The sequence below is a fragment of the Bacillus sp. FSL K6-0069 genome (assembly GCF_038007785.1).
GTDB classification, from domain to species: domain Bacteria; phylum Bacillota; class Bacilli; order Bacillales; family Bacillaceae_G; genus Bacillus_A; species Bacillus_A mobilis.
In genome coordinates, this window is sequence record NZ_JBBOXN010000001.1 from 4426925 (window position 1) to 4452820 (window position 25896).

Annotated in this window: 26 protein-coding genes and 1 pseudogene; 8 read left to right on the forward strand and 19 right to left on the reverse strand. The window is 36.7% G+C overall.

All coding sequences use genetic code 11. The features are described 5' to 3' along the window. Positions 1-450 precede the first annotated feature (450 nt). A complete protein-coding gene (locus MHB74_RS22750; RefSeq protein ID WP_061679883.1) occupies positions 451-1146 on the reverse strand; it encodes a hypothetical protein in 696 nt (231 codons plus the stop codon). Between the two features lie 95 nt (positions 1147-1241). On the opposite strand from MHB74_RS22750, the gene MHB74_RS22755 reads away from it, so the two are divergent. Further along, entirely contained in the window at positions 1242-1421 is a 180-nt protein-coding gene (locus tag MHB74_RS22755; RefSeq protein WP_052943339.1) for a hypothetical protein, read from the forward strand. Positions 1422-1492: 71 nt separating this feature from the next. Here MHB74_RS22755 and argH read toward each other — a convergent pair whose 3' ends face one another. After that, positions 1493-2881, reverse strand: a complete 1389-nt coding sequence (argH, locus tag MHB74_RS22760; RefSeq protein WP_061679882.1) for an argininosuccinate lyase — start codon at positions 2879-2881, stop codon at positions 1493-1495. Next, the gene (locus MHB74_RS22765) at positions 2878-4083 is read right to left on the reverse strand and encodes an argininosuccinate synthase (RefSeq protein ID WP_061679881.1); all 1206 of its coding nucleotides are present in this window, start codon (positions 4081-4083) and stop codon (positions 2878-2880) included. The genes argH and MHB74_RS22765 overlap by 4 nt, the downstream gene beginning before the upstream one ends. A gap of 166 nt (positions 4084-4249) precedes the next feature. Between MHB74_RS22765 and MHB74_RS22770 the strand changes: the two genes are divergently transcribed. Further along, positions 4250-4567 (forward strand): hypothetical protein, encoded by a 318-nt coding sequence (locus tag MHB74_RS22770; RefSeq protein ID WP_061679880.1) that lies wholly within the window; start codon positions 4250-4252, stop codon positions 4565-4567. 28 nt (positions 4568-4595) lie between these two features. On the opposite strand, the gene MHB74_RS22775 is transcribed toward MHB74_RS22770, so the two are convergent. After that, positions 4596-4790 carry a hypothetical protein gene (locus MHB74_RS22775; protein ID WP_061679879.1) on the reverse strand — a complete coding sequence of 65 codons (195 nt, stop codon included), beginning with the start codon at positions 4788-4790 and terminating at the stop codon, positions 4596-4598. A gap of 853 nt (positions 4791-5643) precedes the next feature. On the opposite strand from MHB74_RS22775, the gene MHB74_RS22780 reads away from it, so the two are divergent. Continuing rightward, positions 5644-6306 carry a YitT family protein gene (locus MHB74_RS22780; RefSeq protein ID WP_001244511.1) on the forward strand — a complete coding sequence of 221 codons (663 nt, stop codon included), beginning with the start codon at positions 5644-5646 and terminating at the stop codon, positions 6304-6306. A 32-nt stretch (positions 6307-6338) separates the two neighbouring features. On the opposite strand, the gene MHB74_RS22785 is transcribed toward MHB74_RS22780, so the two are convergent. Further along, positions 6339-7172 (reverse strand): EcsC family protein, encoded by an 834-nt coding sequence (locus MHB74_RS22785; protein ID WP_061679878.1) that lies wholly within the window; start codon positions 7170-7172, stop codon positions 6339-6341. 137 nt (positions 7173-7309) lie between these two features. Between MHB74_RS22785 and MHB74_RS22790 the strand changes: the two genes are divergently transcribed. After that, on the forward strand, positions 7310-7945 hold the full coding sequence (locus MHB74_RS22790; RefSeq protein ID WP_061679877.1) for a DUF1796 family putative cysteine peptidase: 636 nt from the start codon (positions 7310-7312) through the stop codon (positions 7943-7945). A gap of 72 nt (positions 7946-8017) precedes the next feature. Beyond that, positions 8018-8431, forward strand: a complete 414-nt coding sequence (locus tag MHB74_RS22795; RefSeq protein WP_061679876.1) for an NUDIX hydrolase — start codon at positions 8018-8020, stop codon at positions 8429-8431. 46 nt (positions 8432-8477) lie between these two features. Here the strand turns inward: MHB74_RS22795 and ackA are convergent, their stop codons facing one another. From ackA to MHB74_RS22820, 5 genes are all read right to left on the reverse strand, one after another. Then, positions 8478-9671, reverse strand: coding sequence for an acetate kinase (ackA, locus tag MHB74_RS22800; RefSeq protein ID WP_000034584.1), 1194 nt, complete (start codon positions 9669-9671; stop codon positions 8478-8480). A 299-nt stretch (positions 9672-9970) separates the two neighbouring features. Next, entirely contained in the window at positions 9971-10957 is a 987-nt protein-coding gene (locus tag MHB74_RS22805) for a class I SAM-dependent methyltransferase (RefSeq protein WP_000084362.1), read from the reverse strand. A 199-nt stretch (positions 10958-11156) separates the two neighbouring features. Continuing rightward, complete coding sequence (tpx, locus tag MHB74_RS22810; protein ID WP_000024525.1) at positions 11157-11657, reverse strand: thiol peroxidase; 501 nt, start codon at positions 11655-11657, stop codon at positions 11157-11159. Positions 11658-11791: 134 nt separating this feature from the next. Next, positions 11792-12187: a GerW family sporulation protein gene (ytfJ, locus tag MHB74_RS22815; protein ID WP_000350003.1), complete on the reverse strand. Its 396-nt coding sequence runs from the start codon at positions 12185-12187 to the stop codon at positions 11792-11794. Between the two features lie 12 nt (positions 12188-12199). Further along, a complete protein-coding gene (locus MHB74_RS22820; protein WP_061679875.1) occupies positions 12200-12838 on the reverse strand; it encodes a DUF2953 domain-containing protein in 639 nt (212 codons plus the stop codon). Positions 12839-13043: 205 nt separating this feature from the next. Here MHB74_RS22820 and MHB74_RS22825 point away from each other — a divergent pair, with 205 nt between their 5' ends. Then, the gene (locus tag MHB74_RS22825; RefSeq protein ID WP_000785179.1) at positions 13044-13847 is read left to right on the forward strand and encodes an NAD kinase; all 804 of its coding nucleotides are present in this window, start codon (positions 13044-13046) and stop codon (positions 13845-13847) included. A gap of 96 nt (positions 13848-13943) precedes the next feature. On the opposite strand, the gene MHB74_RS22830 is transcribed toward MHB74_RS22825, so the two are convergent. The 8 genes and pseudogenes from MHB74_RS22830 to MHB74_RS22865 form a co-directional block, all read right to left on the reverse strand. Beyond that, positions 13944-15512 carry an amidohydrolase gene (locus MHB74_RS22830; protein WP_061679874.1) on the reverse strand — a complete coding sequence of 523 codons (1569 nt, stop codon included), beginning with the start codon at positions 15510-15512 and terminating at the stop codon, positions 13944-13946. An 88-nt stretch (positions 15513-15600) separates the two neighbouring features. Further along, the gene (locus MHB74_RS22835) at positions 15601-16032 is read right to left on the reverse strand and encodes a VOC family protein (RefSeq protein ID WP_061679873.1); all 432 of its coding nucleotides are present in this window, start codon (positions 16030-16032) and stop codon (positions 15601-15603) included. A 91-nt stretch (positions 16033-16123) separates the two neighbouring features. Beyond that, positions 16124-17710 carry an acyl-CoA synthetase MbcS gene (gene mbcS / locus MHB74_RS22840; protein WP_061679872.1) on the reverse strand — a complete coding sequence of 529 codons (1587 nt, stop codon included), beginning with the start codon at positions 17708-17710 and terminating at the stop codon, positions 16124-16126. 176 nt (positions 17711-17886) lie between these two features. Continuing rightward, positions 17887-18081, reverse strand: a complete 195-nt coding sequence (locus tag MHB74_RS22845) for an alpha/beta-type small acid-soluble spore protein (protein WP_061679871.1) — start codon at positions 18079-18081, stop codon at positions 17887-17889. Positions 18082-18161: 80 nt separating this feature from the next. After that, entirely contained in the window at positions 18162-19376 is a 1215-nt protein-coding gene (gene thiI, locus MHB74_RS22850) for a tRNA uracil 4-sulfurtransferase ThiI (RefSeq protein ID WP_000989279.1), read from the reverse strand. A gap of 6 nt (positions 19377-19382) precedes the next feature. Beyond that, positions 19383-20525, reverse strand: a complete 1143-nt coding sequence (locus tag MHB74_RS22855) for a cysteine desulfurase family protein (protein ID WP_000638956.1) — start codon at positions 20523-20525, stop codon at positions 19383-19385. Positions 20526-20753: 228 nt separating this feature from the next. Further along, positions 20754-22466, reverse strand: coding sequence for a septation ring formation regulator EzrA (ezrA, locus tag MHB74_RS22860; RefSeq protein WP_061679870.1), 1713 nt, complete (start codon positions 22464-22466; stop codon positions 20754-20756). Positions 22467-22682: 216 nt separating this feature from the next. After that, a pseudogene (locus MHB74_RS22865) lies at positions 22683-23516 on the reverse strand (LysR family transcriptional regulator); the annotation flags it as partial. 124 nt (positions 23517-23640) lie between these two features. On the opposite strand from MHB74_RS22865, the gene MHB74_RS22870 reads away from it, so the two are divergent. Further along, on the forward strand, positions 23641-24585 hold the full coding sequence (locus MHB74_RS22870; protein ID WP_061679868.1) for a DMT family transporter: 945 nt from the start codon (positions 23641-23643) through the stop codon (positions 24583-24585). 11 nt (positions 24586-24596) lie between these two features. Here the strand turns inward: MHB74_RS22870 and refZ are convergent, their stop codons facing one another. Beyond that, a complete protein-coding gene (refZ, locus tag MHB74_RS22875; protein ID WP_061679867.1) occupies positions 24597-25235 on the reverse strand; it encodes a forespore capture DNA-binding protein RefZ in 639 nt (212 codons plus the stop codon). Positions 25236-25382: 147 nt separating this feature from the next. On the opposite strand from refZ, the gene MHB74_RS22880 reads away from it, so the two are divergent. Continuing rightward, complete coding sequence (locus MHB74_RS22880; RefSeq protein WP_061679866.1) at positions 25383-25862, forward strand: GAF domain-containing protein; 480 nt, start codon at positions 25383-25385, stop codon at positions 25860-25862. Positions 25863-25896 lie beyond the last annotated feature (34 nt).

Below are 25896 nucleotides of genomic sequence, written 5' to 3' on the forward strand. Positions count from 1 at the left end.
AAATAGTTATTTTTTTTTTATTACTGTTTGTTTTTTTAAACAGTAGACTTTTTAAAAAACATATTTTTCATATAAGTTAACTATGATATAAAATATTAAATCACAATTTTAATAAAATATAAAGGCTGATGAAGCAGATTATACAGCAACATCTGTTACTATCAATTAAGTTAAATTATTTTCTTTTACTATTTATAAAAACATATTAAACTACTTCCCCTCTAAATTTCTGATTAGCCTTCAAAATTTAATTCACATAAGTGCCAGGCTCGTGGCCATTCACTTAAAAAATTACTTATTCTCAAAAACAAAAAACGATTTAAATTCCCCGAAATAATTGTAAAGATATAAAATTTCATACTATGCTAAGAATGAATTTTTTCACCAAATTTAAACAAACATACCCCCGTATTAAATTTAGTACGGGGTTTTAAAAAATTTTTAAACTTTTTATGTAAAGTACTTCACTATAAATACAAAACAAACCACAACAACAATAACGATCGCCAACACATAAGGCGGAAGAAACTTCAAAGACCACAATGCCATCATAATCGTAGCTACTGTTAAATAAGATTGCCTTGCATCTTCTGTCATTTTTTTACGAAGGCAGAATACATACAAATAACCGATTGGCGGCGTGATAAAGCAAAGAACATATATGATTTTAGATTTTAAATACCGTTTTTGTTCTCCGAGTTTCTGTATGTCTTCTTCTATTCTCTTATGCTCTTGTTCTCTTGCTTCTTCTACAAGCGGATCTTCCTCTTCTCCTCGCTTTTCTTTCATATAAGGAAGAAAGTGCATGAAAAAATAGTATGCAAATACGAACGCTCCAAATCCAATATTTAATCTTTCTAATGGAATATGCTCACTAAAAAAAACAGCAGTAAGTACTAAAGAAAAACAGTACGTCGTCATCCAAAAGGAACGTTTTCTCTTTTTTCGTTCCATTTCTTTTTTATTTTGTACATGTTTTCTTTTCGAAATCCATATTGAAATACAGCAATCTACTATAAATAGAATAAGGATAAATATCCCAACGTGTACTGTTTCTACATCCTTAAATGAAAAGATGTTTGGGAATGCAGCGTGTAATACAATTAATGTGTACAAAATTATCCCTATAAAATAAATACGTCTCATTTTCCATTCCTTTCTTATTTCCTAACTTTAGGTTAACATACATTTTTTAGAAATAGACGGACAAAATATAGATGTTAAAAAAAGGAGGATGCTACATGGATGATTCTGAACGTATTATTTTAGATGTGAATGGAAAAGAAATTGAAATGCTAGAGACGATTCGTGCACATTTTAAAGAAACACACGGAATTGAACTAAGTAACGGTGCATTACTACGAGATTTAATGGATATTGAATATATTCGAATTACGGAAGATCGACATAAGTATGATTAATTTTGGGCTATAAAAAAAGAAGGTAAGCTTCTCTCCATCAAGATTAGCGTACCTTCTTCCCTATAAATCAATCAACTTCCAACGAACTCTCCAACTAACCCCTTCGCCTTCTCCAAAGCTTTTTCAATTTGCTCAAATCCTGTCCCGCCAGCACTGTTACGACGTTTCACAGCTGCATACGGTGAAAGAACTTCATACAAATCTTCTTCAAATAACGAACTCATTTCTTTATACGTTGCAAGTGGTACATCTACTAAATAAATCCCTTTTTGTGTGCAGTGTAGCACTAACTTCCCAACAATTTCATGAGCTTGACGGAATGGTAGTCCTTTACTTGCTAAGTAGTCAGCAATTTCTGTTGCGTTTGAGAAATCTTTGGTTACAGCTTGCCCCATCTTTTCTTTGTTGACTGTCATCGTTTCTAGCATGCCTGCCATAATATGAAGGCACCCTTCTACTGTTTTTACTGTATCAAACATTCCTTCTTTATCTTCTTGTAAGTCTTTATTATAAGCGAGCGGTAATCCTTTCATGACTGTAAGTAAACTAAATAAATTACCGTATACTCTGCCTGTTTTACCACGAATAAGTTCCGCCATATCTGGATTTTTCTTTTGTGGCATAATGCTGCTTCCCGTTGCGTATTGATCGCTCATTTCAATAAATTGAAACTCTTGGCTACTCCATAAAATAAGTTCTTCGCAAAAGCGTGATAAGTGCATCATGAGCATAGATGAGTTACTTAAGAACTCCAGTATGAAATCACGATCACTTACTGCATCTAAACTATTTTCATAGATTCCATTAAATCCAAGAAGCTCCGCACTATATTCTCGGTCAATCGGGAATGTTGTCCCAGCTAACGCTCCTGCTCCTAATGGCGAAATGTTAATACGCTTTAACGAATCTTCATAACGATTCACATCACGCTCTAACATCCAGAAGTAAGCGAGAATATGATGAGCAAATGAAATTGGCTGGGCACGTTGCAAATGCGTATAACCAGGCATAATGGTTTCAATATTATTTTCTGCTTGATGAACAAGAACAGTTTGCAATTGTTTTGTAGCTTTTATAATATGTTCTACTTTTTCTTTTAAATATAAATGCATATCAGTCGCCACTTGATCATTACGGCTTCGGCCGGTATGAAGTTTCCCTCCTACTTCACCGATTTGTTCAATTAACATTTTTTCAATGTTTAAGTGAATGTCTTCCGCTTCAACTGAAAAATGTAATTTATTTTGTTTCGCTTCTTCTAATAAATATTGAAGCCCTACCTTTATTTTCCCTGCTTCTTCTTTCGTAACGATGCCTTGCTTTGCTAGCATCGTTACGTGTGCAATACTCCCGTTTATATCTTGATTTACTAATTGTTGATCGAAGGAGATGGATGCTCCGAACTCTTCAACCCATGCTTCTGCTTCTTCTGTAAAACGTCCGCTCCAAAGTTTGCTCACGCTTCCACCTTCTTTTGATTCACTTGGCTGTATACTTTCGTCGGTAAACCGAATAATGAAATGAATCCAACTGCTGCATCATGGTTAAATTCGTCCTGGGCAGTATATGTTGCTAGTTTCTCATCATATAAAGAGTACTCAGATTTACGTCCTTCTACAATCGCATGGCCTTTAAATAATTTCACACGTACTGTACCTGTTACATTCTTTTGCGTTTCTTGTAAGAAAGCATGAAGTGCTTGTTTTAAAGGAGAGAACCATAAACCGTTATAAATAAGTTCTGTTATTTTCTGCTCAATCACCGGTTTAAAATGCGCTACTTCTTTTACGTGCGTTAAATCTTCCAGCTCTTTATGTGCTGTGATTAACGTCATTGCAGCTGGACATTCGTACACTTCACGCGATTTAATACCAACAAGACGATTTTCTACGTGATCGATACGTCCAACGCCATGCTTTCCAGCAAGTGCATTTAACGTTTTAATTAATTCTGAAAGTGAATATGCAGTGCCATTTAAAGTCGTCGGTACGCCTGCTTCAAAACCGATTTCTACAAACTCTGGTTTATTCGGTGTATCTTCTAATGCCAATGTCATCTCATATGCATCTTCTGGCGGCGCTGCCCATGGATCTTCTAAAATGCCACATTCGTTACTGCGTCCCCATAAATTTTGATCGATTGAAAACGGGCTATCTAAATTAATCGGAATTGGTACATTGTTTTCTTTTGCATAGGCAATTTCTTCTTCACGTGACCATTTCCATTCACGTACAGGCGCAATCACTTCTAAGTAAGGATTTAATGCTTGAATAGAAACTTCAAAACGAACTTGATCATTCCCTTTCCCTGTACATCCATGCGCAACTGCAGTCGCTCCTTCTTGTTCTGCAATCTCTACTAATTTTTTCGCGATAAGCGGGCGTGATAAAGCAGAAACGAGAGGGTATTTCCCTTCGTATAACGTGTGTGCTTGCATCGCCATCAATGCATATTCATTTGCAAATTCTTCTTGAACATCAATCATATATGATTTAATTGCACCTACTGAAAGTGCCTTTTCTTTTACAAATGCTAAGTCTTTACCTTCCCCTAAGTCTAAACAAAGCGCGATAATATCATAATTCTTCTCTTGTAACCATTTAATTGCAACGGAAGTATCAAGACCTCCGGAATATGCTAATACCACTTTTTTCTTCTCCATTTTGCATCCCCCTAAAGAATAAATATTCATTTTCTTTTATAATAATTCACACTTTAACACCTTTTACAAAATGTATCAAGAGTCATTTTCAAATTTTTTCAAACAATTCCGTCGAGCTTCTTTCTGTTTTCATGTACAATATAAGCATGACAACGGGGGTGAACTTATGGAAAAATATTTCTTATACGATGATCACCTAGGAATTGAAATTCCTCATTTACAAGAAGATTGGGAAGATATCCCCGAAAAAATGCAGCATGCTATTTTATTGAAATGGGAACAAGTTCGCGGAAAGATTCCTGATCGAATAAAAGAACTCGAGCACTCTATTAATACAAAACAGCATCATTTAAATAACGAAGAAGACTTCGAAATTTCTTGCAAACTGAATTCAGAAATTGCCGATCTCGCTTCCATCATTAATGACCTTTGGCTTTGGTATCGACTCACTCAAAATGTATCTGAGGGGAAAGCACACCAATGAAAAAAGCATGCCCCTCAATTACTTTGGGTCATGCTTTTTTGTCGTAACACGATTTACAATATATTTCTTGTGCTGTTTTCGCCAAACACACATCAAATGGGCCGACTAATATACTTCTTTCTTTCGGCAACTTTACAAAAGCGACAAGTTCTTCTTCATATCGAATCTTTTTCTTACATGAAACGCATGTTAATTCTTTTCTTTTGAACATGTCTTTTAGCATATCTCCACTCTCCCTTTTATCTATCTATATTAATATAATCTCATAATAGTTAAGACTTGTAAAAAAATGGCACATTCCAAAGTGAACGATTCATATACTGTGTACAAAAGGAGGTCTAAAATTTATGCGCGCTTTCGTTATTATCGCTTTAACGTTTTTAAGTGTGATTAGCTGGGATACGTTTTTTAAAGATAAAAGTGATGAAAAGAATACAACTGAATAAAAATTCTTCTTTTCTTACTTATTGGACAAACTAAAAAACTGTCCGACTTAGCGAAATAACTTAGGCTTTTCTACAAAAATATTTAAACATAACAATTTTTGTAGATTCCCTCCGTTTATTGTCGGTTTCCATCCGCATACATTTTTTGAAAGTATGATATAATAATATAAATCTTGAAGGAAGGGATTTTGATATCATGATCGCTCGAAGGAGCATGTGGCATCGTATTGACGAATCATACACGTAGCGTATTTTTCAGCTCAGATACTTTAGTCTAGCGAAAAAAATACGAGAGTGGGGAAATTATGATTGCCCGAAGGATAATTTGGCAAAAAAAAGACTCTTCTTACACATAGCGTTTTGTTTAGGACTTAATTGTTACTAGCTAAACAAAACAAAGAAGAGAAGGATTGCTAAATGAAGAATCCTACTCCACGTTTTGTTTAGTCGTTTTAAGACTTAAACTAAAACGAAGGTAGGGAGAATTGATGGACGAGAGGATTATTCGTTATTTCTTCAGCGACATATAGCGTAGTTAGTTTTTTCGTAAACTAACTGAAAGCTACATGTGAGCTCGTAGTTAGTTTACAACACAAACAGGACTACTAACTACGGAAAGAAGGAATAACGATGAGGAACATCCAAAGTCGACAAATTATTAAAGAAATTTTTATGGTTTTAATCGGTTCATTTATTTTAGCAGCAGCGCTATATCACATTCACTTCCAAAACCACTTAACAGAAGGTGGCTTTGTAGGAATTGCACTATTCATCCAAAATTTTTATGATATTTCACCATCTATTTCAACTGTAATTATGGATATCCCAATTATTTTACTATGTGCTTCATTTTTAGGTAGAAAAATGGTTGGCTATTCATTCCTAGGTTCGATTTCATTCGGAGTATTTTATTCTCTTATGGAAAATTATTCTCCATTTACGGTCGATTTATCAAACAATTTATTTATAGCTGCAGTAGTTGGCGGTGCATTAGCTGGGATTGGACTCGGTTTTATATTGCGATTTGGCGGTGCAACCGGCGGGGACGATATTTTAACAATTGTATTAAGTAAACGAACTCGTTTTACAATTGGGCAAATTTTCTTCGTCTTTGACGCGATTGTTCTTGCGCTTTCATTATATTATTTAAATTGGACAGAAATTGCTTTTACTATTCTTTCGATTGCCGTACAGGCAAAAACATTGGATTTAATTTATTATCCAAAAGCAGAGAAGAAAGCAGAAAAGCAACCAGTATCTATTCCAATGTCCAAAAAGCATGCAACAAATTAAAAAAGCGAAAGGCTTCGGCCTCTCGCTTTTTTTTACGCTCTTTTTTCCTTCTCGACTATGTGGCGCACTTGATAAAATCTATTTGCAAATTCAGTAACGTTTCTTGTTAAACGATAATTCACTGTAGACCCGATTGCCATTCCAATTACCGGAATACCTTGGAATAATTTACGACGAAGAGCATAAATCGAAAATGTTTTCAAAATTTGTTTTAACACAACTTCAGTAGAAGCTGGTTGTAACACCGCTTCGTCTCCTTCGTAGAAGAACGAATCTTCTTGCTCTAACTCTTGCAGTAAATTGTACCATGCATATTGCTGAAGTCTTCCTGGTAGTAATGACGCATGAAACACCTTTAACGCAAGCATCATTTCATAAGGCTTGTTCACATCATGTCCAAACGATGTGGCAATAAGTTGGACAGCCTTCACATTTAACGCAATCATAACTGGAAAATCAGCCGTTAATAATAATAAGCCTCCAGCACCCGTTGCTCCGCCTTGTACGAATGAATATAAGCGATGTCGTGCTGTTTGCTGCTCTGCTATGTATGTTAACTGATCAATAGATAATGCTTTTAAATCTTCTAATTGCTCAATCGATTCATCAAACAATCTCGACGTTCCTAAAATACGATTACGCGCATCTAACTGTGATTGTGAACTTTGAATCAATGCATGCAAATGAAAGAGCCATCCATCTGCTTTCGTAAAGAAATCTTTTCGTTTTTTCTCAGGTAATTTCGCAATTGTCGTATGTACCCATTTATCAAACATTTTTTGAAAATCAGTCGCTTCTTGCTCAATTAATTGCGATTCCCATTCTTTTATATTGTCTAAAATGGCTTGTTCTCGCTTCGATCGCATCGTAACAACCACCTCGTTCGATTTTTTTCTATTGTAACATATTTCTGCTTATTCTTTGCAAATATGCTTGTCTATCTTGATTCACATACCATTTTTTAATGACATAAAATATTAACAAAAAGGATGAGATGAACCACATGAATCTATCCAATATAAAAAAAGAATATAATGCAGTATTCAGCTTAGGGCAAAACTGCTGGCCTGCTTGGGCTTTATATCAATTCAAATTATCACCATTTTTTGGTGTTATCGATTTTATGCTAAGCCCTTCATTAGAAAAAGTGAATGTATTATTACAAAATCGATTTGACCGTTTTTTACAGTTCGAAAACTTATCCTTCATCTCATTTTGGGATGATGGTGCAAAATTAAGACTCCGTGACAACCTATATGAAATTGACTCTTGCCACGACTTTAAAACAGATGTAAACACACCAACTTCTTGGCCTTCTTATACAGAAATTAAGTTAAACTATGAGCATCGAATTCATCGTTTTCTAACGACAATTGAAACGGAAGAATCCATATTGTTTATTCGAACTGGAGGAACATACGAAGAAGCTCGTTCCTTGGAACACATTTTATCTCGAATAGTTAAACATACATTCTCTGTCCTATTACTCATTCCTGATGATGTATCAACTGTTGTAGAAGAAGATTGGGGATTACAAAATATTTGCGCTATAAAATGCCCTATTATGGATGTATTTCAGTATAATGAAGCATTTTGGAATGACTTATTTGATGGGATAACGATTAGACCACAGGCTTAAATACACGAGACCTTTTATTACAAAACACATTATAATCATCCTTATACAAAATAAATAAGGAGTGATTGCAATATGTATCCACGTGCAAAAGCTTTTGGTCTTGCTACACATCAAGGTCGCCTTCTCGTACAAGAATATCATACAGGCGATGAAACATTTTACCGACCTCTTGGTGGATCAATTGAACTTGGTGAAAAATCAGCACATACCGTTATTCGTGAATTTCAAGAAGAGCTTCATACAGAAGTGGAAATCACCAATTATTTAGGCTGCTTAGAAAACATCTTTCATCTTGATGGAGAAATTGGTCATGAAATCATTCAACTATATTCTGTACGCTTATTAGACATATCACTATATGAAATGGAAAAAATGAATATACAAGATGAGCAAACAGTATCGTATGCAAAATGGATTCCCATTACTGCATTCATTCAGGAGAAGAAAGTACTATATCCAGATGGAATTTTAAACTATATCCAATAAAAAAAGACGAGATCCTATAGGATCTCGTCTTTTTTTATATAGTATATTAACCAATATTTCCAAGACGTAGTACGTCACGAGCGATCATAACTTCTTCGTCAGTTGGAATTACAATAATTTTTACTGGAGAGTGTGGGAAGCTGATGAATGCTTCTTCACCGAATACGTTATTACGTTTTACGTCGAAGTATACGCCCATGTACTCAAGGCCTTCTAATACGCGCTCACGAATAATCGCACTGTTTTCACCTACACCTGCTGTGAAGATGATTGCGTCTACACCTTTCATACGAGCAGTGTAAGAACCGATGTATTTGTGGATACGGCTTACGAATACATCAAGTGCTACTTTCGCACGGTGGTCGCCTTCTTCTTCTTTCGCAATGATGTCACGTAGGTCACTAGAGTAACCAGTAAGACCTAACATACCACTCTTCTTGTTTAATACGCTAACTACTTCTTCTACTGTTTGGCCTGTTTTTTCCATGATGTATGGAATTAACGCAGGGTCAATGTTACCAGAACGTGTACCCATTGTTACACCAGCAAGTGGAGTGAAGCCCATAGAAGTATCGATAGATTTACCGCCTTCTACTGCTGCGATACTTGCACCGTTACCTAAGTGACAAGAAAGTAAGCTTAAGCTTTCAAGTGGACGACCTAATAATTCAGCCGCACGCTCAGTTACGTATTTATGAGAAGTTCCGTGGAAACCGTATTTACGGATACCGAACTTTTCATAGTACTCATACGGTAAGCTGTATAGGAATGCAGATTCCGGCATTGTTTGGTGGAATGCTGTATCGAATACTGCTACTGCTGGTACGTTTGGTAATACTTCTTGGAATGCTTTAATACCAACAAGGTTTGCTGGGTTATGAAGTGGTGCTAAATCGCTTAATTCTTCGATATCAGCTAATACTTCATCAGTAATTAAAACAGAGTCAGCAAATTTTTCGCCGCCGTGAACAACACGGTGACCGATACCGCCAATCTCATCTAGAGATTTAACGATTCCGTTTTCAGTTAATTTGTTAAGAAGCATATTAACTGCTACTGCGTGATCTGGAATGTTTGTAATTTCTTTTTGTTTTTCGCCATCTACAGTAATAGTGAAGATACTATCTTCTAAACCGATACGTTCTACTAAACCTTTTGTTAATACTGTTTCACTTGGCATTTCAAATAATTGGAATTTTAAGGAAGAGCTTCCTGCGTTAATCGCGATGATTTTTGACATCTAGTCTTTCGCCCCTTTTTCTCTTGGTAGTTGTGTGGATGTTTCCACAAACCGCTCGATTTTATCTAATTAAATTCACTACATATGAAAACGTTTCATCATTAGCAAATTTTATACTCACGATTTTAATTTAAACATCGTCCGACATATATTTCAAGTGAAAAAATTGTAACACCAAGAAAAAATATATATTACAGATTTCAAAAAAATTCAGTTAAATCTAGTATATATTTAAAAATATGACATATCATATAAAACTGTACTACATGAATTACCAACCCTGTTACATATACCTAGCCTTATTTATGCGTTGCAAACCAAGTATTTAATTGATCCATAATGTTCTCCATCGCCTTCATGTTGGAGAATTTAGGTAACTCCACTAATAACGCCTGTTTTGGCATCGTTACACTAGGGCCTTTCTTTTGGAGAACAAATATACTTTTTGCATTTTTTTCGTTTTTAAACATGGAAACAGGTAGCTGTAATAACCCCTGAATAAAACATGTTTCTTTAATAAATGCATGTAATTTTGGTGCTTGATCACTTTCAAAGATGAAGTTTGGCACTAGGAAGAATAAGTACCCGCCTTCTTTCGTATGTTTCACACTTTGTTCAATAAATAGGTGATGCGCATACGACATTCCTTCATCTGCTTTTAACTTATATTCACTTGCACCGATTTCATTTGGATAGTAACCAATCGGTAAGTCTGAAACAACTGCATCAACCGGATCGATATAAAGTGGCGCTAGTCCATCTTGATGGAAGAATTCGATTGCATGCTTTTGTAAATTCGCATTTACTAAAGCAAGTTTAATTAGCACTTCATCCACTTCTACACCAAACCCACTCATTGCTAGTCCTTCTTTGGCGCTATTAAACACTGTAGTCATTAAGTTACCTGTTCCAATTGCAGGGTCTAACACCGTAATTTCGTTTTGACCTTGCATAAATTTATGGAATAAGTAGCTCATGAACATGCCAACTGCATCAGGCGTCATTTCGTGATTCGCTTGTACGCCTTCTTTCATTCCTTTTAAAATGGCTAACTGAAATGCTTTACGAATTTCTTCACCTTTATATGTTTCTTCATTAAACGTACTATATTCACGATTCAGCCTTTCAATTGCTGACTCAGATAATTCCTCTTGTAAAATCGCTCCTTCAAACAAGTTATCACCTGTTTCTACAAGCGCCTCTAAATATGTTACATCTAATTCTTTACGTAAAACTACCGCAGAAGAATCAAAAATAGAAAATAATGTTTCTACTGTCTGACTCACGTACATTCCTCCTTCTCTCTTTTACACATAACTTATATCATACCACAAAGTGTTTTTTTCCAAAAAGAAAAAGCGACCTCCTGCAAAGAGCTCCCCTTTCAGTTATATATGATATAACGTTTTTTCTCATATATTGGTAACGTTACGCAGCAATATATGAGAAAAAACGACCTCTTTATAAGAGGTCATTTCCTTCACATTATTTTGCAGATTTAGCTGCTTCTAATGCTGCTTCATAGTTTGGATGGCTTGTACCTTCGCTTACGTACTCTGCGTAAACTACTTTGTCGTTGCTATCTACTACGAATACTGCACGAGCAAGTAAACGAAGCTCTTTCATTACTAAGCCGTAAGCTTCACCGAATGAAAGGTCACGGTGGTCAGAAAGTGTTACAACATTTTCTAAACCGTTTGCTGCACACCAGCGTTTTTGAGCGAATGGTAAGTCAGCGCTAATTGTTAATACTTTCGCGTTTTCAATACCTGCTGCATCTTGGTTAAAACGACGTGTTTGTGCATCACACACACCTGTGTCGATTGAAGGTACAACACTAATTAATTTCACTTCGCCTTTGTATGTTTCTAAACTTACTGGAGATAAGTCGTTTGCTAATACTTGGAAGTTTGGCGCTTGATCGCCAACTTTAACTTCTGTTCCAACTAAAGTCATTGGATTACCTTTAAAAGTTACGTTTGCCACTTGAAAATCCTCCCTTATTTAAACAAAATATGTACACTGTAAATGATAGTTTGTCCCTATCGATAATGCAAATAAAATCGCTTTATTTACAAAAAAATTAAAGAAGCCAATCCATTGATCAGCTTCTTTATTCGTTAAATTTGAAATTCAGGATCGTCTTCTTTTCGTTTATCCATCATTTCCTTCACTTTATCAACAGCTTGTGGCGCTAATTCAATTATTTTATCAATGACGTGTGTTTGCTTATCTAAATGCAACACTTTTACACCGTCTCCATTTATAACAAGAAAAGCAACAGGATTAATAGAAACTCCTCCACCACTTCCCCCGCCAAATGGATGACGGCCTGAATGTTCTACTTTACCAAATTCACTTCCACCAGCAGCAAAGCCGAAACTAACTTTCGAAACGGTAAGAATTACACTTCCATCTGCCGCTTTAATCGGATCACCAACAATTGTATTTACATCAGTCATTTGTTTTAAATGCTGCATTGCGGTTGTCATTAAACCTTGAATTGGATGGTCCATTCTATATCCCCCCTATGCTTGAACAGATTTTTCTGTCATACCAGATTTTTGCTTTCTCATAAACATGAGCAATTTCACCGCTGTTTTTATAGTACGGAATATACGAAAAGATGCTGTTAACTCACATCTTGACGCAAATCCTTTCCCTTGAAAAACAGGCGTAATTTCAAACTCTGGTACATCGACAATATGCATATATTGTCCTACAACTCCAGCAGCCATTCCTTTTGTCCCCCATGCATATCCAGTGACAATTCCAGTACTAGCTGCATCACCTGCACCAATTTGCGTGTGCCATCTCCAACCATTGATTTTCACTCGTTTGAGAAAATCTTTAACAATAGTATGAACTTCTTGCAGCTTTTTTATCAGCTCCCCCATACTATCAAGTTGCGCTATAATTTTATTATCTAATCCGCCGTCCTCTTCAGCCTTCTCGATCTTTTGTCCTGTTTTCTTCTGTTGCTTTTCAATTCTTTCCAATACATCGAATGTATATCGAATCATCCATATTTTCACTTGAAACAAACATTGCTTTTCCATTTCTGAATATAAAAATGTCACTTTAAGCTTTATTTTCGACAATAGTATAAGCAAAATAAAAAGGAGAAGAATTATTATTCCAATTACGAGCCACTTCATACGTATCATCCTTTCACTCCGTACCCATTATCGACAAGTTTATTCATCATTAAACAGAATCTCATAAGATTGAATATAAAAATTTTTCTAAAAATAAAAAGGGATTTTGACATTTTATATCGAAATATATTATTTGAACATATCGTCAGGGAACATATTCTGATGATATGTAGCACGAAGAACAGAAAATTTAACTGCAGTGGAGGGATACATAATGGCAGATCGTCGCAATTTATTTTTCTTTTATGGTGATGACAAAGCAACGCTCGTTGAAAAAATGAAACCAATCTATCGTATTTTAGAAGAGAATGGATTTACCATATTAGATCATCCAAAAAATGCAAACGCTATCGTCAGTGTTGGAGATGATGCAACTTTCTTACAAGCCGTTCGTAAAACTGGTTTTAGAGAAGATTGCTTATACGCAGGGATTTCTACGAAAGATGAAATTTCGTTCTACTGCGATTTCCATATTGATCACGTTGATACAGCCCTTCAAGAAATTACAAAAAATGAAATTGAAGTGCGAAAATACCCGACCATTCAGGTAGATGTAGATCACGGTACATCTTTCCATTGTTTAAATGAGTTCTCATTACGTTCTAGCATCATTAAAACATTCGTTGTAGATGTTCACGTTGATGATCTATATTTCGAAACATTTAGAGGGGACGGTTTAGTTGTTTCTACCCCAACAGGAAGTACAGCTTACAATAAATCATTACATGGTGCCGTTGTTGATCCGCTTATCCCATGCTTCCAAGTAAGCGAACTAGCATCATTAAATAACAACACATACCGTACGCTCGGTTCACCGTTCATTTTAAATCACGAACGTACACTAACTTTAAAACTAAGACCAGACGGTAACGATTATCCTGTTATCGGTATGGATAATGAAGCGCTTAGCATTAAACAAGTAGAAAAAGCTGTTGTACGCTTAAGCGATAAACAAATTAAAACAGTTAAATTAAAAAACAATTCCTTCTGGGAAAAAGTACAGAGAACGTTTTTATAGAAGGAAAAACCGCCGCATTATGATAATGCGGCGGTTTTTTTATTTCTCTCGCTATCGGTCAATATTGGTAGCTTTTGTCGGTAAATCGATATATTTTCACACGTCTTTCCTATACACAATCTTCCCATCAATTACGGTCATTTCTGCTTGTACTTCTTTTATTTCTTCTGCCTCTATTTCAAAAATATTGCGATCTACTATCGTAAAATCCGCTTCATATCCTTTTGCAATTTGTCCTCGCTTCGCTTCTTTTCCGATTGCATAGGCACTTCCTGTTGTAAATAAAGAGACAGCCTCATATACCGTTAATCTCTCTTCCGGCATATAACATATACCGTCAATAAAACTTCTACGTGTAACAGCGCTATATATGCCTAAAAACGGATTCACTTGTTCAATTGGCGCGTCAGATCCACCGTTGCAATGTAATCCCGCTTCCAGTAACGTCTTCCAAGCGTACGCATAACGAAGACGATGCTCTCCTAGTTTTTCAATGACTGATGGAAAATCTGATGAAACAAAAACTGGTTGTATATCAATAATGGCTTGTAAATTTTTCATTCTCTCAATCAACTCTTCACGAGCGAGCTGACAATGAATAATGCGGTCACGTAATCCTTCTGCTGGTGGATATAATTCAAGTGCATCAATGACATATTCTAGCGATAAGTCACCGATTGTATGAATCGCTACTGGCATATGTAAATCTCGTGCTTTTTTCACTAACTCCGCAAGCTCTTTGCGTGAGAAGATCGTAACTCCATTTGTGTCCTGCGCATCTTCATACGGTTCACTTAATAAAGCTGTTCTTCCGCCAAAAGAACCATCAGAAAAAATTTTCATCGCCCCAAATTCAATATAATGCTCATTTTCATATTCTTTTCGTTCATGTGCTACCTCATGGTGAACGAGTAAATGTGCTTTAAATGGCATTTCCTTTATAACATGAGAAAACGCATTGTGCGTTTTTCTAAAACCACCGTAATAATTTAAATCTTCCGTATGCCCACCAACGAGACCATATTGCCAGCAGTCTTTAATCGCTGTTTGCAAAGCTCTTTGTAAATAAACTTCATCAATTTCTGGCTGCACATGTTTAATTAATTCTTGCCCTTGTTCATATAGTAGCCCTGTCAACATATTTGATGAATCACGGCCAATTTTCCCGCCTTTCGGGTCTTGCGTCGCTTCTGTTATGTCCGCTTCTTGCAGTATGTATGAATTCACCCATGTCACGTGACGACAAACACGCTTTAATAAAATGGGGTGTTCTTTCGAGATTTCATCTAAATCTTTCACATGAACATCTTTCGTATCTATAAAGTTATTTTCATTCCATCCTTCTCCAATAACCCAAGAGCCCTTTGGAGCTTCTTCCACTCGCTTACGCACGAGAGTCAGCACTTCGCTATAAGATGTGCAGTTTGATAAATCTAGACGGAGTAACCTCTCTCCATGCCCAATAAGATGCATATGACTATCAACGAGACCTGGAATCATCGTTTTGCCTTCTAAATCGTGCAATTTAACCGTAGCATATCGGTCTCCTAACTCTTCTTTACTCCCGACAGCAACGATCATACCGTTTTCAACATAAACAGCGTCTACTTTTTCATTCTCTTCTCGCATCGTGTAAATGGTGCCACCATACCAAATTTCTCCCATATACTCATCCCCCTTTTCCCTCTAGTCTACGAAATTCATTCGTATAAAAAAAGCACCATTTCGATTAAAAACGGTGCTTTTCCAAAAATTATTTTTGTTCAGTAGTAGACGTTGTAATTTGCCATTCAATGCTAAATTTATCTTTAAGTTGTCCGTATGCTGGGCTCCAGAACGTTTCTTGAAGTGGCATAATAACTTCTCCGCCCTCTTGTAACTTTTCGAATACTTCTTTCGCTTTTTCTGCATCACTAATTTGAATTGCAATTGTTACTTGAGACCCGATTGCATGCCCTTTACCTGGGAATGTATCAGAAATCATAAGGTCCGTATTTCCAACTTTTAAAGTAGCATGTAAAACGCGCTCTTTTGCTTCAGCTGGAATCGGATATTCTGGATTTTCAGGCATGTCACCAAAAGTTTGCATGACTTCTACTTTTGCATCTAACGCCTCTTTATAAAACTGTACAGCCTCTTGCCCACCACCATCTAAAACTAAGTACGGATTGATACCTAAAATCATACGGACACCTCTTTTTTCAATTTATAAAATCGAACTTACGTTCGCTTTTATAATACCATACGGTTTACAGTTCATTCAACTATTTTCGAAATTATTTTGATGGAATCTCCATCTCTTGTTTTCTAAGTTCAATACGGCGAATTTTTCCGGAAATCGTTTTTGGTAGTTCATCTACAAATTCAATTTTGCGAGGGTATTTATATGGTGCAGTGAGTTCTTTGACGTGTTGTTGGAGTGCTGGAATTAATGTTTCTTCGTTCTTGTCTATATTCTCTCTTAATACGATAAATGCCTTCACGACACTGCCGCGAATTTCATCAGGGCTTGCAACAACTGCGCACTCTCTTACGTAAGGATGTTTTACAAGTGCATCTTCTACTTCAAACGGTCCGATTGTATAACCAGAGCTAATAATAATATCATCACCGCGCCCTTCAAACCAGAAATAGCCGTCTTCATCTTTCTTCGCTTTATCACCGGTAATATAATAATCACCACGGAATTGCATCGCTGTGCGCTCATCGTCTTTATAATATTGTTTAAAGAGGGCTGGTGTTTCAATGTGAACTGCAATATCACCAACTTCTCCTACCTGTACCGGCATACCTTCCTCATCTACAATATCAACGTGGTTGCCTGGCGTTGGTTTTCCCATTGATCCTGGTCTAATATCCATCCCTTTCATTACACCAACAAGTAATGTATTTTCCGTTTGCCCATAGCCGTCTCTCACTGTAATATTAAAGTGCTTTTGGAATGTTTCAATGACTTCTCTATTTAACGGCTCACCTGCCGATACAGCGCTATGTAACGCTTCTAAATTGTACTCACTTAAGTCTTCTACTTTTGCCATTAATCTATACTCAGTTGGCGTACAACAAAGCACATTCACCTTATTCTCACCTAATAAATTTAAATACGTTTTTGGTTCAAACTTACCGTGATATACAAACCCTGTTGCTCCTGATCCGAGAGTTGCTACAAACGGACTCCAAATCCACTTTTGCCAGCCTGGACTAGCTGTTGCCCACACAACATCATTCTCTTCAATTCCGAGCCAATTTGGAGCGCTCGTACGTAAATGAGCGTATGCCCACGCATGCGTATGAACAACACCTTTTGGATTTCCTGTCGTTCCTGACGTGTAAGATAAAAAGACCATATCTTCTTTATCTGTCTTCGCCATTTCTAACAGGTCACTTTCTGTTTCTAACGCTGTTTTTAAATTAATCCATCCATCTACTGACTGCTCGCTCAGAACGAATTTTTGAAGAGACTCCATCGCTTCTATATCATCAAACTGGCCAATGTACGGCTCATAACTTACGATCGCTTTTACTTCCCCATGCTCTATTCGATATTCAATATCTTTTTTACGTAACATTTCCGAACTTGGAATTACGACAAATCCTGCTTTAATTGCAGCGATATACGTCATGTACGCTTCAATTAAACGCGGCATCATGATAAGAAGCTTGTCCCCTTTTTGTAGACCACTCTTTATAAAAGCGTTTCCAATTTTATTCGCACCTTGCATTAACTCAGTGTATGTAACTTCTCGTCTATTCCCTTTATCATCTTGCCAAATTAAAGCAAGCTTCTCTTTATCACCTGTATATTTCTCTATTTCAGAAACTAAATTATAAGACGGCGGCGCCAACAATTCTTCTCTTTTCATACAATATCCTCCTCCATTTCTATGCCTCCCTTATATAATAAAGAATTTTCAGTTAATTTTGAACCCTCTTCTTTTGACAAATTTTTTATAGCTATGTCGAAATAAATGTATAACAGTGCAAACAACAAAAAGAAAGAGCGGGAGAACCCGCTCTTTCTAAGCCATCATATATGGGATTATTTTTGGTAACCGCCTAATTGTTGCTCAGCTAATGAAACTAGACGTTTAGTAATTTCACCACCAACAGAACCGTTAGCGCGAGCTGTTGCATCTGCTCCAAGTTGAACACCAAACTCTTGAGCGATTTCGTATTTCATTTGATCTAATGCTGCTTGAGCACCAGATACTGCTAATTTATTGTTGCTTGCCATGTTGTATCACCTCCTTGTGAGTATAGAGTGTGATAAACAACATGACTTCATACATGTTTTAGATATGGTAATTTATGGTTTTAGAAAAGTTCTTCGAATTTTTCTTCTTCCGCCACTACTTCTACCGTTTGTAATACCATTGTTTCTTTGTTCGCTACAGCTTCATCGATTAATGGTGTGAAATCATATTTCGCTTCAAAACGATTCGCTTTTTCACGCTTCGGCTTCGTCGCTGGGCTTGCTGGTGTGAATACTGTACAGCAATCTTCGTACGGACGAATTGAAATATCATATGTGCCGATTTCTTCAGCAATTTTAATAATTTCTAATTTATCCATCGTAATAAGTGGACGAATAACTGGATAGTTTGTTACTTCGTTAATCGTATGCATACTATCTAATGTTTGGCTTGCTACTTGTCCAAGACTTTCACCCGTCGTGATTGCAAGCGCATTACGCTCTTCTGCGATACGCTCTGTAATACGCATCATCATACGGCGCATAACTGTCATTGAATAGCTAGATGGAATTTCTTTATTAATCGTTTTTTGCACGTCTGTAAATGGAACAAGGTGAAGCGTTACACGTTTACAGTACTTCGTTAACTCTTGTGCTAAATCGATTACTTTTTGTTTTGCACGCTCACTTGTGAAAGGTGGGCTATGGAAGTGAACTGCTTCCACAGACACGCCGCGTTTCATCGTTAAGTACGTTGCTACTGGGCTATCGATACCACCAGAAAGAAGTACCATTACTTTTCCGCCAACACCAACTGGTAAACCGCCAGCTCCCATATGCTCACCGCACATAATATATGTGTAACCACTGCGAATTTCTATACGTACATTCACATCTGGATTATGAACATCTACTGTGATATCCTCTGTGTTTTCTAAAATGTGCCCACCGATTTCTGGAAGTAACTCCATCGTCTTCATCGGGAAGCGTTTATCAGAACGGTGCACTGTAATTTTAAATGTTTTCACATCGCCTTTTACTTGTAAGAAAGCCGCTAATGCACCTTTTTTAATATCTTCTAATTCTGATGGTACTTTCATCGCTAAGTTAAACTTATGAATACCAAATACATCTTTCAATCTTTCAGAAATTGCTTCATGGTCTTCGCCATTTAATTGGATGTACATACGATCATGTGTTGCATCGATTTTAATATTTGGGAACTTTTTCAGTTTGAACTTTACGTTATCTTTTAATGTGCTTACAAATTTAGAACGGTTCTTACCTTTAGTCGTCATCTCTCCATAACGAACTAAAATATATTCATATGTCATCATATTTCTTTACCTCATCACTTCATATAATTTTGGCATCGTCTCTTTCACAATACCTTCAAATTGTTTTACTTCTTCCATCGTGTTTTCTGGTGCCAAACTAATGCGAATAGCACTCGCAGCAGCGGCATGCGGTACTCCCATTGACACTAACACTCTGCTCACTTCATTTGCTTTTGAAGAACAAGCAGACTTCGTCGATACATATACACCGTACTCTTCTAAAGCATGAACGACTACTTCTGGTTTTAAACCAACGAATGATACATTTAAAATATGCGGTGCTGCATAGGCAAGCGACGTATTAATCGTGACATCTTCCATCTCTTTAAAGAAACGGACAAGCTCTGTTTGTAAATTGTGCAAATGAGCTATCTTTTCTTTCACTTGTTCCATTGTCATGCGAAGTGCTTTCACCATCGCTACAATGCCAGGTAAATTTTCTGTACCAGAGCGATACTTAAGCTCTTGTTGACCACCTGATAAAATTGGATCTAACCTTACGCCATCACGCACATAAAGAAGACCCGTTCCTTTTACACTGTGAAATTTATGTCCAGATATTGAGCAAAGGTCAATATGAGAAGCATATAAATCAAGCGGTACTTTTCCTATCCCTTGTACATGATCCACATGGAATCTTATTTTCGGATAGTTCGATAATAACGTTCCAATTTCAGCAACAGGCTGAATTGCTCCAGTCTCGTTGTTCACGTGAATAATTGACACAAGAATCGTATCTTCACGAAGTGCTCGTTTTACATCCTCTACCGATACAACACCATGCTCATTAACCGGTAAATATGTTACATCAAAACCGAGATCTTCTAATTGTTTATATGCTTCAAACACAGACGCGTGTTCAATATTTGTTGTAATGATATGTTTACCGCGCGAACGATTCCTCATCGCTATTCCTTTAATCGCAAGATTATTCCCTTCCGTTCCACCTGATGTGAAAATAATTTCAGAAGGTTTAACGTGAAGAAGCTGCGCTGCAATCGTTCTTGATTGTGTTAATAGACGCTCTGCCTCTCCCCCAAGCGAATGAATAGAAGAAGGGTTTCCAAAATATTTTCCAGCAACCGTTACGTACGATTGAAGGGCTTCTGGATATGGCTTCGTCGTCGCACTATTATCAAAATAGATCATCATTCTTCCCCTTTCAGCGCTATCACATCATATAATCATATCACAAATACGTGTAATTACGCTAAGACTACTCAAAGGTTCCATTTTATCCCGATTGTGAAGGCCGATAATTAGTGAGGATGGCCCTACCGATTACAGTTTCACTATATTTTAAAACGAATAACCTTACTGTATTCCGCTATTCATTATAGCAACATCGTCCCCAAAATTACACAAAAAAACAAACCCTTATGAAAGGGTTTGTTGATTGTCTACATATTCAGCTATTTTTTGAACAACGCCAGGTTCAAGTTGCTCTAGTACAGAAGCCGCTTGTTCTAAAGCTGCATCGTATTGATATTCACGGAATAATTTCTCCGCATAATTTAAGCTCTCTGCAAGGTTCTCATCATGACTGCGGTAACGATTACCGTATTGAATTAATTTTTCAACTAAATACGCTTGTCCAATTAACTCTTCTGTCATTTCAGCTACACCATTAACAGTTGTGTACGCTTCTTCTAAACTGCTATTTACAGCGTTCATATTTAACGGTTTCACTTCTAGCTGTTCATATACAGCTTGCATTGCCATTTGTCCTCTTTTTAAATCTTCCATAATGCTTTCTGGAAGACCCGGCAAATTCGACTTTTGCATAAAACGTTTCGTTTCAAAAATGATATTTCGCATTTCTTGCAACTTCTCACGCGCTTCAAATTCCTCTTTACGCATCGTTTGCAGCATTTCTTTATATTCTGCATGAAGTACTTTTAACGTTTCACATTGCTCATAAACCTCTTCTAGTTCCTCACGAATAATAGAGAAGGCAATATCTTGTTCCGCAACGCGTAATTGCAGCATTTCAAAACGTTTCGTTAAAATATGCATTTGCTTTTCAATTACTTTTTGAGACTCAATGTCCTTATCTTGTAGCTGATAACTTTGTTTCACAAGTTGTGTTTCTGCTTTTGTTTCAATCGTTTCATTGCGAATTTCTTCTAAGTCTTCATAAACAGAAAGTGTTTTTTGCTCCACATAATGTCTCGCATGTACTTCTTGTTCCAATTGATCATAGAAGCCATCTAAACGCGTTTTTAAGTTTTCTACTTTTTCGGCTGCTTCCGTTATATGAAGCTCCTGTATATCCATTAAACATGTGTGTAGTTGTGTCGTCATATCACGAACTTCTTTAGGGACTTCCAAATACTCTAATACATAACCTTGTCTTACCATATCATTATGTCCGTGTAATAAATCTTCCAGCTGAACTGGTAACGTCGCTTGACACTCTACCAATAAATCTGGAATTTGGTGAATAATGATTTCTAAGCTTGCCAAACCTTCTTCTAAACTAATAACAATTTCTCTCGCTTTTAAATAGTCACCATTATCTGTTGCCTCTTCAAAGCTTTTAAATTTATTAGATTCAGCATCTAGCATCTCTTCGATTTTCTGCTCTGCTGCTCCATACATATGTCTATGAGCAAGAACACTCTTCTTCATACTACGATATGTATCACGTAACTCTTCAATTTCCGAGCTATTTTTTTCATGGCTTTCTAACAATTGCTGTAATTCATTTAAAATGTCTGTAATACGATTATCAGCGTCATCTAAACCACTTATGGATTCATTCATCGCATGCTTTGCTTTTCGGAAGGAGAATTGCGAGGCGAATTTTCGCGCTTGCGCTAAATCTTTGTCAGCTTTCGGAAGGGTTGTTGATACAATCTCATCCCATTCTTCACGCCATTTACCAAACAGTTCTTCTGTTTGACCCGTCATGTTTAAATCTTTCACCCGTTTTAGTTCATCTGCCACAGGTTTATCTTTTATCTCTTGTTTCCACTGCTCAAGTGCTTCAATATCTTTATATGAACGATTTCTTATCACAAGCTCTATCATGAGCAGCACTAGAATAGAGCTTACTACAATGATAACGATCGTCAGGATAGAATCCATGCAAAAAAGCCTCCTAGTTATATCTCTTTTTTTGTCCGTTCCGTTTATGAAATGGAAGGCATTATGTATAAAAAGGGAATTCCCCTATATTTAACAACTAACAATGTACTAATCATACCATGTAATGGCTTGTTTTTGACCTAGTTTTTTTTAAAATTTCATGTTTCTTTCAATGCAATTGTAATCTTTCTCAATCTTCTGTTTGGATTGGCTTCCATCATCAAATGATTGCAATAACAGGTTCTCTTCCATATGGGATACGAAATAAATTTTGCGTGCAAGTGGTGGTTCAATAGAAATCGCATGCACATTCCCTTGCTTTACCGCTTGCTTTACTGACATTGCTGGAAGTAACGTAATACCAAGTCCAGCTCCGACCATCGCAAGCATCGGTTCTGCATAAGAAGTTTCAAATGCAATGATTGGTTTCGCACCTATCCCCTGAAACATATTCGTAATCATTTTCCTTACATCACAGATTTCTGGGTATACGATTAACTTTTCATTTTGCAAATCTTCCATTCGGATCACTGTTTTCTCTTTATAAAGATGATCATTTGAAACGACACAAACAATTTTTTCTTCTCGCATTTCTTTTATACACGTAGCGCCTTCTACTACTGAATCGACGAACATCGCTTCAATCTTCCGCTCTTTAAAGAGTCCCATTAGTACTTTCGTATGCTCAATTTTCCATTCTACTTCGAATTCTTCACCTAATACATCTTTACATTTTGATATGTAATGAGCTGCTAAACTTGGTAATATACCTATAGAGATTTTCCGCTTCTCTTGAAAAGTCTTCATTTCGGCTTTCACTTCATATATGTGTTTCAAAATCGGTAACATTCTTGTTATAAATAACTCTCCAGCCTCTGTTAACTCCACTCCTTGCGCAGAACGCTTCAGTAAAGTAACCTCTAAATCCGCTTCTAATCTTTGAATTTGCTTACTAAGCGCCGGTTGAGAAATATGTAAAAGCTTACTCGCCTTCGATAAACTTCGCGTATTCTTTACTTCAATAAACGATCGTACTGCCTCCAAATCCATCGTACACACCTCTAACAAAAAGTTATAACTGTCATAAAAAATCGATATTTCCTTCTATAAACAATTACTCTTTATACTTATTTCATCAACTTACTATAACGAAATATAAAGGGGAATGAAACTCTTGAACAAAAAACAAATGCTACTCGGATCCCTCTTATGCTTACTTGCCGTAACTGCTTGGGGATTTATGTTTCCTGTCATGGCAAATGCCCTGCAGTTTATCGATCCGTTTTTCTTCACAACTATCCGATACGGATCAGCAGCTATTATTTTTCTTATTTTGCTATTCATTACTGAAGGAAGAACTTCACTACGCTTAGAAAAAAGAACACTTTCGTTATTCTTTTACGGAACGGTCGGCTTCGCTGGATACGGTTTTCTCGTTTTTTACGGTCAACAACTTGCCGGACCTTCTGGAGCCATCCATGCCGCGATGATTCAATCTCTTATGCCGCTCATCGCTTTATTATTGCAGTGGCTAACAAAAAATAAACGTCCACAAAACTACACATTCCTTTGTATGTTCGTTGCATTACTCGGTGTTATGCTTGTCATTTCAAAAGGAAATATTCACTTATTATTTGGAGCTGCCAGTCACCTCTCAACAAATATACTTATGCTATGCGGCGTTACTTGCTGGGTCATTTACACGAACGGCGGTGCTCGTTTTCAATCTTGGTCACCACTCAGGTATACGGCGTTAACTTGTCTATTCGGCTCAATTTCACTCATCGTTATCGTCACTTTCTTCACTTACACAAACGTCGTTACTGTACCTTCACTACGTACAATTATGAACGTTCGTTTTGAACTCTTGTATATGTCGATTATTGCAGGTGTTATCGCTGTATTTTGCTGGAACACAGGAAATCGCTATATTTCATCTATTAACGGCATATTATTTATGAATTTAGTTCCTGTACTTGCACTTATCGGTTCCATCTTTCGAGGTTATACAGTCGACAAAATCGAAATTTCCGGAGCCTCTTTAACAATTATCGCGCTAATATGCAACAATATATGGCAAAGAAAAGAAAGCACAAAAATCCCCACCTCAGTTCGTTAGGTGGGGATTTTTTACATATGAACAGCTCTTGGCCATTCCTGATACATATTCGTTATACATAATGTTTGTTCCATCCATTGTTCAATTTCCTTCGTGTACATTTCTATGAAAAATGTCTCAGACGGAAAAGAATGCAACACTTCTGATATATATTGCGGATATAAAAACGGCATATTCATCATGCCTTTTAATTGCGTCATAAACATTGTAAAAGATACCTTCTTAAACTCTCGTTTCATTTGTCCTTGCTTTATGATTTGCTCTATATAATATCTTTCTTTGGAAAAATAAATGGTCATCACTTCGCGAATTAATGTCGTATCCAGTGAAAGCTCTCGGTAGAAGAAACGTGTCAGTTCCCTATTTTCAAATTGATATCGTAAAATCCCACGCACCATTTGCACCATCACATCTTTAGCCGACAAATACTCTCTCTGTTCAAAGGACGTTTCAATCACATGAATATACCCTTCTAAAAAATCCGTAATAAGCTGCTCTAATAGGCCTTGCTTTCCAGCAAAATAATATGAAATATTCGCTACATTCACATCCGCTCGCTTTGCAATGTCTCGCACCGACGTTCCATCATAACCTTTCGTGTTAAACAACGATATTGCCGCATCAATTACTTTTTGTTTCGTCTGTTTCATGCGCTCACTTCCTCTCACTGAACAGCTATAGTTTAAATTTCTTGACTTTTAAGACAAATTCCTTTAATTTTCTATCGACAAAGTCATGTGAAATACATTGTATTTTGCTAATATTTTACACATCTCGATAAAAAAGGGGCTGTTTCCATGTTTACTAAAGAAAGTTATGCAGGATCTCGTGAAGAGCAATATGAGACAGTAATTAAACAACTGGATGCATTATTAACTGGCGAATCAAACGTAGTCGCAAACTTATCAAATGCGTCCGCACTATTAAACCAATTTTTTGATCGTGTGAATTGGGTTGGCTTTTATGTAACAGAAGGAAATCAGCTTGTTCTTGGACCATTCCAAGGGATGCCTGCTTGCGTGCGCATTCCATTTGGACGAGGCGTTTGCGGCGTTGCAGCTGAAACAAAAACAACGCAGCTTGTAGCAGACGTTCACCAATTCCCAGGACATATCGCTTGCGATAGTGCTTCGAATTCAGAAATCGTTGTACCGATTGTAAAAGAAGAAACTGTCATTGGTGTACTTGATATTGATAGCCCTGAAAAAAATCGTTTTGATGAAGTAGATCAGCGCTATTTAGAAAAGTTTGTGGAAACACTCTTAAAACATATTTAAAAAAGAAAAGAGCGAGTTATCGATTGCGTACATC